We start from the raw sequence: 10874 nt of genomic DNA, 5'->3' as shown, positions 1-10874 counted from the left end.
CGCTCCTGTACTGGCCCGGCTGACCGGCGCGCTCGACGCCGGCTGACCCCGCCTCCTCCCTGCGGTGGAGACACGGATCGTCCTCCGGACCGATTCGCCGGGCCGCGCCGACGGGCAGGCTCGCAGGTGTCCGTCCCCGAGCTACCGGCGAAAGGCCCCACGATGACCACCGAGAGCCCGGCCATGGTCCGCCTGCGCGACGCCGTCGGCCGCACCCTCGCGGCCGGCACCGCCCGTGCCACCCTGCTGATGGACATGTCCGGGACCCGCGCCGTGGGCGAGGCGCTCCCGCGGCGGCGGCGCCCGCTCCCGGCCCTGGCGCGGGCCGTCCTGCGCCGGGTGCCGCGGGAGGTCGTCACCAGCGGAGTCCTCGACCTCACCCGGCGCCGCGCCATGGTGGGCCACGACCACATCGCGTTCGTGCAGATCGAGGACCGGGTCTGGAGCGGGCGGCCCGGCCGCAGGCTCGACCGGCTGGGCCTCACCGATCCCGGCCGGATCGTCACCCCGCTGGCGGCCTTCGACCGGCTCGCCGACGTCACCGAGGCCCACGACCACGGCGTCGTCGCCGACCGCGGCGAGCGGTGGCGACGCCTGACCGTCACCACCGGCGACGGCGAGCCGGGCGAGGTGTGGCTCGACGGCGCCCACGTGCGCCGGATCCGGCTGCCGGAGCAGCGCCAGGACTCGACGACGGTGACGCTCGACGCGTTCGGCACCGACGTCGACGACCGGGACTGGACCCGGCTGCCCGGCTGAGAGCCCGGGTCAGCCGGCGGCCGCGGTCATCCGCTCGTTGTCCCGGCGCACCGTGCGGGCGGCGAGGAACAGCCCCGCCGACGCGATCGCCATCGACAGCGGCACGATCACGGCGAGGGCCTGCCGCAGCCCGTTCGCCGCCGCGTCGGCCGGGCTCGCGCCCGCGGCGAGGGCGTCCGCGGCGAACGCGTCCGACAGGGCACCGGCGATCACCGGCCCGACCGCGCCGCCCAGCAGGTAGAACGCGGCGAAGAACACCGCCGTCGCCGTCGACCGCAGCCGCGGCCCGACGACGTCGGCGACGGCAGGGTAGGCCGAGGTGTAGTAGAGGTACTGCAGCAGCCAGCCGGCGCCGAACAGCACGACGAACGTGCCCGTCGCCTCCGGCCCCACGGACAGCGCGAACCAGGTCAGCGGGACCGACACCAGCGTCGCCACCGCACCGACCAGCACCCGCGCACCCGTCGAGCGGCGGGCGGCCCGGTCCGACACCCAGCCGCCGACGAGCAGCCCGGCCAGCCCCGTCACGCCGACGACGACGCCGGTCAGCACCGCCGCCCCGGTCAGGGACGCACCGAAGTAGCGCTGGAACAGCGGCACGGTGAACGTGTTGACCGAGTAGGCGGCGAGGTTCGCGCCGATCCCGGCGACGATCAGGAACCACATCGTCGGGACGGCCAGGATCCGCCGGAACGGCCGGTCGACCGGTGCCGGTGTCGCCTCGACCGTGGTCGTCGACGCCGGTTCGGACGCCCCGCGGCGGGGCTCACGCACCAGGAAGAACCCGGCCGCGATGAGCAGCCCGGGGATCGCGGCCAGCACGAACGGGGCCCGCCACGTCCCGAACGCCTCGGCGATCGCACCGACCGAGAAGTAGGCGAGCACGAGCCCGACCGGCAGCCCGAGCTGGAACAGCCCGAACGCCCGCGCCCGCTTCCCCGCCGGGTAGAGGTCGGCGATCGTGGAGTTCGCGGCGGGCGCGTAGCTGGCCTCGCCGATACCGACGCCGACCCGCATCAGCAGCAGCGAGACGTAGTTCCAGGCCGCGCCGCTCGCGGCCGTCAGCAGGCTCCACGCGACGATGCCCCACCCCATGATCCGGGCCCGCGAGCGGTGGTCGGCGAGGCGCCCGAGGGGGAGCCCGCACAGGGCGTAGACGACGGTGAACGCGGCGGCCAGGACGCCGATCTGCAGGTCGGAGAGCCCGAACTCGAGCTTGACGGGCTCGGCGACGATCGCCGGGACGGCCCGGTCGTAGAAGTTGAACGTGTTGGCGGCGAACAGCAGCGCCAGCACCCGGCCGGCGTTGGGGGCCTGTTCGCCCTGCCCGGTGGGCAGGAAACGTTCCCGTTCGGTCGTCATGTGACCCCCGGTCCTCGGCGTGGACGCGTCGTTGCGGCCACGCCGGTCAGACTGCCCGACGGGGACGAATCCGTCACCGTCCGCGGCTCACGCCCCGGTCGGGGTCACCACCATCGACCGGGTCCGGGCCGCGGTGTGGTCGGCCGGGCGCAGCCCGACGGCGCGCCGGGAGCGTGCCGAGGCCACGGCGAGCACCGTCGCGGCGGCGACCAGGGCCACCGGCACGGCGACCACTCCGGCCGGGAGGACCCGGTGCAGCGAGCCCGTCGCGGCGACGGCGAGCACGAAGACCGCGATGCGGGCTCCGGCGCCGGGGTTCCAGCTGCGCCCGGCCGGGTCGACCATGCCCGACACCCAGTTGGTGACGACCCCGGTGAAGTAGTTGGTGGGAGTGCCGGCCGGACCGATCCGGCGCAGCGCCGCCCCCTGCAGCCCCATCGCCAGCGTCGCCGTCCCGATCATCGGCTCCACGGGGAAGGCGTGTCCCGGCCCGCCGAGCAGCCACGCGAGGCCGAACGCGGACAGGACCGCGAGCTCCAGGCCGAGCGTGACACCGACGGCGCCCCGGGCCGGAAGCCTCCGCTCGGCCAGACCCGCCGTCACGGTGCCGGCGACCAGGCCCAGCACGTAGCCGCCCAGTGCCCAGGCCGCGGGGGCGAGCGCCGCGACCGACCCCAGCCCCCGGCCGAGCGCGACGAAGCTGCCGGTCATGGCGCTGACGACCACGTCGTGGAACGCCGTGAACGAGGCCCCGTCCAGGGCGCCCGCCGCCGCGGCCAGCAGCAGCGGTACCGCCGCGAAGATCCGGGTCGTCCGCTTGTCATGATCTGTGGTGAGCACGGCGGCAGCATTCGGCCGTTCGGCCTAAGGGGACGCTAAGTGGGGGGCAATGATCAGCTCGCCGCCCGGCCGAGTCCCCGCCCACCCGGCCTGCGCGGTGTGCCGAGGACTCGGATGGTTCGATCACCCCATGCTGCGTGCCGAGCGGACGAGCGTATGGCGCCGCGACTACGAGTTCACACTGGACGGCGCGCCGGTCAGCACCTTCAGCTCGCACTGGTGGCGCTCCGGCGGGCAGATCCAGGTCGAGGGCCGCGAGTACCGGATCGGATCGACCGTCTGGGGCAGGACCTACACGATGACCGACTCCGCGGGGACCGTCGTCGCCACGGCGGAGCGGGCTGGTCGCAAGCACTGGACCGTCACCGCCGACGGCCGGTCCTACCGCTTCCGCCGGGCCTCGGTGTGGAGCTCCGAGCAGCACCTCGTCGAGGGCGACCGGACGGCCGGGACGATCCGGAAGTCGAGCTGGTGGCGCGGCGGGGCCGAGGCGACCTTGCCGGGCCTGAGCCTGCCGGCGCAGCTGTTCGTCGTCGCGGTCGTGCTCTCGGTGTGGGAGCAGCAGAACGCGGCCGCCGCGTCGAGTGGGGGAGGCTGAACCGGAGGGCGAGTGTCCGGACGGATCTGTCCCCGGCCGGCGGTGCCGCCTCCGGCACGATGCCCGCTCCGGGTCAGGACGCCACGACGCTCGCCGCCCGGAACGTCTCACCCGGCATGGGGCGGCGCAGCTTCCAGGTGATCGCGATCGGCTTGCGGCCTTCGTGGGACACGTAGGTGCAGGCGCCCAGGCACAGGAACGGTGCGCCGGGGCCGACGTCGTCGCCGGGGGAGTCCCGGACGAACAGCACCACGTGGCTGCCCTGCTCGGCGTGGATCAGGTAGCGCCGGCCCGTCCCCGTCTCCGGGGAGGCCGCGTTCTGCGACTCCCAGTGGAACAGGTCGGGCTGCAGCGCGAAGTCCCGGTACATCGTGGTGGGGGAGAAGTCCCGCTCGGTCTTGTGCAGGTTGACCAGCAGCGCGTCGACCCGCGGGACGTCGGCCCAGACCACGCCGGTCGCATGCCCGGATGCCTTGCGGTCTAAGGAGGCCCAGTCCAGGGCGGCCAGGATCTCCTCGCGCCGGTAGTGCGCGTGGCTCTGCAGCGGCACGTTCTGCAGTCCCTCGCCCAGCGAGCGCGGCAGGTGCCGGGCCTGGTCGAGCGTGTACGCGGTCAGCTCGCGGATCTCGGCGCAGACCGCGGGGTGGCGGCGCAGGTGGTCGACCCCGGCCTGGTAGCTGTCGAACCCGCCGCGGTCGGGCCAGAGCTGGAAGAACAGCATCCGGGCCAGCCGCTGCTCGCGCGCGGTCAGCTCGGCGTAGCCCGGACCGGCCGGGTCGGCGACGCGGGCGTAGACGGCGGCCCGCTCGGGGTCGTCGACGTGGGTCAGCATGGCGAGCCGCCGGAGCAGCGCGGTCTCGTCCGGTCCGGTGGTCGGGACGGCCAGGCCCGCGTCCCGGCGGAGCGCCGTCCACGAACCCTTGCCGCGGTAGACGTCGGCCAGCTCGCCGCCGGACTCGTGCAGGTAGCGGGCCAGGGCCGACTCGCCGTGCGAACGGACGTCGGCGATGAGGTCCCTGCGGGACAGGCGTAGCCGGCTGCGCACGTTGTCCAGCACGATGTCGCGGGCGACCGGGTCCAGCACCATCGCCGAGCCGGACGGCAGGAACGGGAAGCCCTCCTCGACATCGCGGACGACCCCGGCCCGGCTGCTGCCGGTCAGAGCCCGGAGGCGCAGGTCGAAGCGGAACTCGCGGCGGTGCTGGCCGATGAAGTCCAGGACGGTGAGCACCGCCTTGTCCGGAGCGCGTCGCAGCCCGCGGCCGAGCTGCTGGAGGAACACGGTCGCGCTCTGGGTGGGGCGCAGCAGCAGGACGGTGTCGACCTGCGGCACGTCGAGCCCCTCGTTGAACACGTCGACGGCGAACAGACAGTTCACCCGACGGTCCCGCAGCCGCCGCAGGGCGCCGTCACGGTCGTCGCGGGCGGTCTGCCCGGTGACCGCCTCACTGGGGATGCCGGCCGCGGTGAACACCCGCGCCATGTACTCGGCGTGCGCGACCGAGACGCAGAACCCGAGCGCCCGCATCGCGGTCACGTCGGTGACCTTGGCACGGGTCTCGCGGACGACCTTGGCGGCGCGGGCGTCGTTACCGGTGTAGAGGCCGTCGAGGGAGGTGATGTCGTAGCTGCCGCGCTTCCACTCGATCCCGGTGAGGTCGACGTCGTCGGCGACCCCGAAGTAGTGGAAGGGCACCAGCAGGTCCGCCGACAACGCATCCCACAGGCGCAGTTCGGCGGCGGTACGCCCCTCGAAGAACAGGTCACGGACGTCGACGCCGTCGGAGCGTTCGGGGGTCGCCGTCAGACCCAGGAACTCGGCGGGCCGCAGGTGGTCGAGCAACGCGCGGTAGGTGGGCGAGGCCGCGTGGTGGAACTCGTCGATCACAACGACGTCGAAGTGGTCGGACGGGATGTTCTCCACCCCGTAGGACGCCAGTGACTGCACCGAGGCGAACACGTGGTTCCAGCGCTGCGGACGGTCCCCACCGACGTAGGTCTCGCCGAAGGCGCCGTCGGCGAGCACGTTGCGGTAGGTGCGCCGGGACTGGTCGAGGATCTCCTTGCGGTGCGCGACGAACAGCAGCCTCGAGTGCGCGTGGCGCAGCCGCGCGTAGTCCAGCGCCGCGACGACGGTCTTGCCGGTCCCGGTCGCGGCGATGACGAGGTTGCGGTGCCGGTCGTGCACCTCGCGCTCGGTCGCGAGGGCTTCAAGGATCTGCTCCTGGTGCGGGAACGGGCGGACCTCCAGCCCGGACAACGGGGTGGTGTCGTCCTGGTGACGGCCCAGGGCGTCGGCGAGACGCTCGGAGTCGGCGGGCAGGTCCGGGTCGTAGGAGACGAAGTCGGGCGCAGCCCAGTAGGAGTCGAACGTCGAGGTGAACTTGCGGATCAGCTCCGGCGTGGCCACCGAGGACAGCCGGACGTTCCACTCCAGGCCGTCGACCAGGGCGGACCGCGACAGGTTCGAGCTCCCGACGAACGCGGTGTCGAAGCCGGAGTCCCGGCGGAACAGCCACGCCTTCGCGTGCAGCCGGGTGGTCGCGCTCGCGTAGCTGACCCTCATCTCGGCGCCGTGCCGCCGGACGAGTTCGTCGACCGCCCGCTGCTCGGTGGCGCCCATGTAGGTGGTGGTGATGACCCGGAACGGGACGCCACGCTCGTGCAGGACGTCGAGCTCGGTCTCCAGGAGCCGGATGCCGTGCCAGCGGATGAACGCGCAGAGCAGGTCGACCCGGTCGGCGCTGGACAGCTCGGACTGCAGCGCGGTGTGCAGCTTCGGTTCGCCGGCGGCGTTGGTGAACAGCGCCGCGTCCGACAGCGGGGTCAGGGGACGCCGGACCTCGTGCACCCCGGGTGCGATCTCCCGGGTGAGCGCGATGAGCTGCTGCAGGTCGGCGGAGAGCTGTTCCTCGCGCTCGACCTGGGCGAGCAGCCGGTTGACGAGCGCGACCCGCTGCTCCGGATCCCGGTCGGCCAGCGCCTGCTCGACGACCTCGGCCACGTGCCGGGACAGCACCCGCGGCTGGGTCGCCTCCTCCACCTCGTCCCAGCGCGGGGTCAGGTCGCCGACGGCGGCGAGGGCGGTGTCGAGCCGGGCGGTGCGCAGACGTTCGTGCGCCCCGGCGCGCAGGGGTTCGCTCACGCCGTCAGCGTGCCGGGTGACCCCGGCGGACACGCGGCCGTCGCGCATCGTCGCCGGCCAGCCGGCGTGTCATCCCGCCGTCCCCTCCCCGGCCCGCGCGCCGGCCCCGCCGCCCACCCGCGGGGGCCAGGAGGCACGCCGCGTCCGCACCCGCACCCCGTCGGTGACCCGGCCGCCTGACAGATCCCCCGCGCGCAGGCAGAAGTGGGTCCACATGTGCAGCTGGACCTCCTTCCCGACCCGCAGCACGTCGAACACCAGCGCCGAGGGCCGGTCCCCGGGCCGCGACCACGTCTCGATCCGGAACGCGACGCCCCGACCGGTGTCGTGGGCGGAGAACTCGATCTGCCCGGCCTCCAGGTGCCCGGCCAGTGTCGCGAACCGGAACGACGTCGCGTCGCGGTGCACCACCCGTACCGGCCCGTTCCACGGCGCCGGCATGTGCACGACGTACTCGTCACCGACCGCGACCTCGCCGAGCCGCCCGCGCTTCTTGCGGAAGGTCACCACCTCCGACGGGGCGGCACGGTCGAGATCGGCGCACACCCGGTCCATCAGCGCGGCGGCGTCGAGGCCGCTGTCCCGGACGTCGACGGTGAAGATGCGGTGCAGCAGGGGACCCGAGCCCTCGCCGACGGTCTTGAGGTGCGCGTCGACGAACTCCTCCGGCAGCGGCGGCGGGAGATCGGAGGCGTCACCGGTGTCCTCGGCGCGGTCGACGTGCGGGAGGCGTCGCAGGTAGCGGGTGGCGGTGAGTGCGAGGCCCGCGGGGTAGCGGAGTACGGCCCCGGCGCGGGCCACCGGGCCCGGCTGGGGGGTCGGCTCCGAGCGCCGCGCGGTGGTGAGCCGGGTCTGCGTGGCGTAGTGCTGCTTGACCGCAGCGACCAGCCGCTCCGGCTCGGCGACGGTCACGGTGACCCCGGGGTGGCGCAGCGCACCGAGGGGGTCGAGCGCCGGGACGGGGCGGTGGAACCGGATGCACGCCCCACGCTCGGTGGTGCTGCCGAAGGTCACGCCCCGGTCGGCGAGCGACAGCCGCGCACCGAGGGCCTTCGCCGCCCGGAACGGGCCGGTGACCTGGGCGCCCGCGAGGTTGCGGACCGGCGTGACCAGCGAGAAGTGGCCGAAGCGGACCCGCAGGCCGTCGTCGTCGAGGTCGACGTGGGCGTCGGTGGGATCGCACACCCCGAACGGCAGCAGCACCGCGCCGAAGCGCGGGTCGAGGTCGAACGGGTGGCGTCGTGGCGACGCGGCGAAGTCGGGCACGCCCGCGGGTACCCGGTGCGCGCGGATCGACGCGGGCCGCCGAGGTCACCCCCGCGCCCGCTTGAGGATCACCCCGATCTCGATGGTCTGGCCCGCGCCGACCGCGGGCACGATCGTGCCGACCGTCTCCCACCCCTGCGCGCCGAGCTCGTTGAGCTCCTTCTCCATCCCCGGGTAGTCGAAGCCCTTCCAGCCGAGCTTGTACTGCAGCACCTTGTGTTCGAACATCGTTCGTTCCTCTCCGTGAACGGGTGGTCAGTGGGGGGCCCGCAGCAGCGCTGCGAGGCGGACGAGGACGTCCACCTGGGCCGGGTTGTAGAGCTCCCGCATCGCCGCGCTCGTCGTCTCCGCGAGGACCTGTGCTCCGCGCGGGGCGTCGTCGTCCGGGCCGACCAGGCCCGGATGGGCCTCCCGTATCCGGCGCACGTGCGGCGCCATCCGCTCGGCGAGGCCGGCGCGGACCTCCTCACCGGAGTCGGCGGGCAGGCGGTCGAACTCGCCGTCGGTCGGGTCGGCCGGCAGGTCGCGCAGCAGCTCGCCGTAGGCGGTCAGCTTGCGTGGCCCCATGAACCGGCTCATGAGCAGCATCACCGACCGGTCGGACTCGGTCAGCGCGGCCGCCTGCGCCGGCGCCATGGCCACCGGCAGGTCCGCCGGAGCACGTCGGTCGATGATCGTGGCGAGCTCGAGGCGGGCCCGCTGCAGCCGTTCGATCGTGGCGGCGAGCTCGGCGTCGAGCGTGCGCAGCGCCTGCTCGGGATGGTCGCCCTCGTCGAGGGTGTCCGCGATCTGCGGCAGCGAGAAGCCGAGGTCGGCCAGCCGCTTGATCCGCAGCAGCCGCACGAGGTGCTCGACCCCGTACTGCTTGTAGCCGTTCGCCCGTCGTGCGGGCTCGGCCAGCAGCCCCACCTCGTGGTAGTGCCGCACCGCCCGCAGGCTGGTGCCGGCCAGCTCGGCCACCTCCCGGGTGCTCCACGTCATGGGGTGAGCCCACACCGTGCCGTCGCGGCACGGTCAAGCCGGCAGTGACCTGAACCACACGACGGGTCCTCGGGCTTGAGTGTGCCGTGGCGGCACGGCCTTCCCTCGTTGCAGCACATCACGACGAGGGAGGACGGCATGACCATGACCGAGCCGCAGCACGACCGGACCCGCGACCGCGCCACCCCGAGCCTGCTCGACCAGATGGGCGGGACCGCGGGGTTCGTCTACTCGACGATCCCGGTGATCGTGTTCGTGACGGCCAACGCGTTCCTGTCCCTGCCGCTGACCATCGGCATCGCCGTCGCGACCGGCCTGGCCCTGTTCGGGTACCGGCTGCTGCAGCGGGAGAAGTTCAGCTCGGCGGTCGGCAGCCTGCTCGGCGTCGCGCTGGCGGCCGGGATCGTCGCCTGGACCGGGTCGGCGCGCGACTTCTTCGTGATCGGCATCTGGGCCTCCCTGGCCGGGTTCGTCGTCACGGCCGGGTCGCTGCTGGCCCGCCGGCCGATCACCGGCGTGATCTGGAACGCCGTCCACGGGGGCACGCACCCCTGGCGCTCGACGCCCGCGGTCCTGCGCGCCCACGACCTCGCCACCGGTGCCGCGGCGTTGGTGCTCGGCGCGCGGTTCGGGATCCAGCAGTGGCTCTACGTCGCCGAGGCGACCGGCGGGCTGGGCATCGCCCGGGTCGCCATGGGCACCCCGCTCACCGTGCTGGCCGCGCTGGTGGTCGTCTGGGCGTTCCGGCGCAGCACCAAGGCCCTGGTCCGGTGAGCACGCTGCGACGCAGCCCGGCGCTGTGGCTCGCCGCCTACGGGCTGACCCTGCTCGGCGGCGGGATCATGGCGGCGGTCCTGCCGCTGCTGGTCCTGCAGCGCACCGGGGACGTGCTGGCCGCGGGCGTGCTGGCGACGGTGACGACCACGGCGTCCGCGCTGACCGGGCTGGTCTCGGGGCTGGTCGTCGACCGCGTCGACCGCAGGCTGGTGACCGTCGTCGCCGGGGTCCTGGGGGCCGCGGTGGTCGCGGCGCTGCCGGTCGTCGACGCGCTGTGGGGGCTGGGCATGACCGCCTTCCTGGTGCTCGGGGTGCTGGGCGCGGTCGTGCGGGTGCCCGCGATGACCGCGCAGGAGGTCCTGCTCCCGGCGCTGGTCCGGCTCGACCCGCGGCCGGGCCGCCTCGACCGGCTGATCGCGCTGCGCGAGAACCTGGCCAACGTGCTGCTGCTGGCCGGCCCGGCGATCGGCGGTCTGCTGGTCGCGCTGGCCGGCCCGGCGTCGACGGTGCTGGTGGTGACCGCGTCGACGAGCCTGCTCGCGGCGCTGACCGCGGCGCTGCTGGACCCGCGGGCCGGGCGGGTCGAGGGGGTTCTGCGCACCGCTCCGGGGGGTGCGGTGCGCAGGGCCGTGCGGGATCTCGCGGCGTCGTGGGTGTTCCTCGCCGGGCAGCGGCTGGTGCTCGGGGCGACGCTGGTGTCGGCGGTTCTGGTCGCCGTCATCGCGGCCCTGCAGACGACGCTGATGCCCGCCTACTTCACGGCGCTGGACCTTCCCGCGCTCGCCGGGCTGACGCTGAGTGCGCTCGCCGCGGGCGGGCTGGCCGGCTCCGTGCTGTACGCGGCGCTGGTGAACCGGGTGCGGCGCCGGACCTGGTTCGTGGTCGGGATGCTCGGCTTCGGCACCGGCTTCGCGCTGGTCGGGAGCCTGGCCTCGCCGTGGGTGGTGCTCGGCGCCGCCGCGCTCGTCGGGTTCACCAACGCCCCGGTCGGCGCGGTGCTCGGGGTCCTCACCATCGAGGCCACCCCGGACGCCCTGCGCGGCCGCGTCCTCGGGGCGCAGAACACCCTGCTGCTCGCCGCGCCCGCACTGACCGCGGCGCCGGTCGCGGCGCTGGCCTCCGCGGTCGGCCTCGGCGCCGCCGGGA

General features: G+C 74.3%; 10 protein-coding genes. 4 read left to right on the top strand and 6 right to left on the bottom strand.

The window, feature by feature from the left end; translation table 11 throughout:
* Positions 1 to 162 precede the first annotated feature (162 nt).
* Positions 163 to 759: a hypothetical protein gene (locus tag GTW08_RS09135; RefSeq protein ID WP_073577260.1), complete on the top strand. Its 597-nt coding sequence runs from the start codon at positions 163 to 165 to the stop codon at positions 757 to 759.
* A 9-nt stretch (positions 760 to 768) separates the two neighbouring features.
* On the opposite strand, the gene GTW08_RS09130 is transcribed toward GTW08_RS09135, so the two are convergent.
* Positions 769 to 2121 carry a spinster family MFS transporter gene (locus GTW08_RS09130; protein ID WP_073577259.1) on the bottom strand — a complete coding sequence of 451 codons (1353 nt, stop codon included), beginning with the start codon at positions 2119 to 2121 and terminating at the stop codon, positions 769 to 771.
* A gap of 87 nt (positions 2122 to 2208) precedes the next feature.
* On the bottom strand, positions 2209 to 2961 hold the full coding sequence (locus tag GTW08_RS09125) for a DUF1275 family protein (protein ID WP_073577258.1): 753 nt from the start codon (positions 2959 to 2961) through the stop codon (positions 2209 to 2211).
* A 130-nt stretch (positions 2962 to 3091) separates the two neighbouring features.
* Here GTW08_RS09125 and GTW08_RS09120 point away from each other — a divergent pair, with 130 nt between their 5' ends.
* Entirely contained in the window at positions 3092 to 3559 is a 468-nt protein-coding gene (locus GTW08_RS09120; protein ID WP_073577257.1) for a hypothetical protein, read from the top strand.
* A gap of 73 nt (positions 3560 to 3632) precedes the next feature.
* Here GTW08_RS09120 and GTW08_RS09115 read toward each other — a convergent pair whose 3' ends face one another.
* The 4 genes from GTW08_RS09115 to GTW08_RS09100 all read right to left on the bottom strand — a co-directional run bounded on the left by GTW08_RS09115 (position 3633) and on the right by GTW08_RS09100 (position 8951).
* A complete protein-coding gene (locus tag GTW08_RS09115) occupies positions 3633 to 6704 on the bottom strand; it encodes a DUF3427 domain-containing protein (RefSeq protein ID WP_304580182.1) in 3072 nt (1023 codons plus the stop codon).
* 69 nt (positions 6705 to 6773) lie between these two features.
* Positions 6774 to 7970, bottom strand: a complete 1197-nt coding sequence (locus GTW08_RS32930; protein ID WP_083658935.1) for a DUF1990 family protein — start codon at positions 7968 to 7970, stop codon at positions 6774 to 6776.
* A gap of 45 nt (positions 7971 to 8015) precedes the next feature.
* Positions 8016 to 8198, bottom strand: coding sequence for a DUF4177 domain-containing protein (locus GTW08_RS09105; protein WP_073577255.1), 183 nt, complete (start codon positions 8196 to 8198; stop codon positions 8016 to 8018).
* Positions 8199 to 8225: 27 nt separating this feature from the next.
* A complete protein-coding gene (locus GTW08_RS09100; protein WP_073577254.1) occupies positions 8226 to 8951 on the bottom strand; it encodes a MerR family transcriptional regulator in 726 nt (241 codons plus the stop codon).
* Between the two features lie 138 nt (positions 8952 to 9089).
* On the opposite strand from GTW08_RS09100, the gene GTW08_RS09095 reads away from it, so the two are divergent.
* On the top strand, positions 9090 to 9725 hold the full coding sequence (locus GTW08_RS09095) for a DUF3159 domain-containing protein (RefSeq protein WP_100878273.1): 636 nt from the start codon (positions 9090 to 9092) through the stop codon (positions 9723 to 9725).
* Positions 9722 to 10874: MFS transporter (locus GTW08_RS09090; protein WP_346009883.1), on the top strand; the 1153-nt coding region annotated here is incomplete at its 3' end. The genes GTW08_RS09095 and GTW08_RS09090, both read left to right, overlap by 4 nt.

The sequence above is a fragment of the Pseudonocardia sp. SID8383 genome, assembly GCF_009864975.1.
GTDB classification, from domain to species: Bacteria; Actinomycetota; Actinomycetes; order Mycobacteriales; family Pseudonocardiaceae; genus Pseudonocardia; species Pseudonocardia alni.
This window is presented reverse-complemented; position numbering and strand designations above follow the sequence as displayed.

Bases quoted from the DNA above. Each gene is read 5' to 3' on its own strand.
- GTW08_RS09135 (WP_073577260.1), top strand. From the start codon at position 163: ATGACCACCGAGAGCCCGGCCATGGTCCGCCTGCGCGACGCCGTCGGC.
- GTW08_RS09130 (WP_073577259.1), bottom strand. From the start codon at position 2,121: ATGACGACCGAACGGGAACGTTTCCTGCCCACCGGGCAGGGCGAACAG.
- GTW08_RS09120 (WP_073577257.1), top strand. From the start codon at position 3,092: ATGCTGCGTGCCGAGCGGACGAGCGTATGGCGCCGCGACTACGAGTTC.
- GTW08_RS09105 (WP_073577255.1), bottom strand. From the start codon at position 8,198: ATGTTCGAACACAAGGTGCTGCAGTACAAGCTCGGCTGGAAGGGCTTC.
- GTW08_RS09100 (WP_073577254.1), bottom strand. From the start codon at position 8,951: ATGACGTGGAGCACCCGGGAGGTGGCCGAGCTGGCCGGCACCAGCCTG.
- GTW08_RS09095 (WP_100878273.1), top strand. From the start codon at position 9,090: ATGACCATGACCGAGCCGCAGCACGACCGGACCCGCGACCGCGCCACC.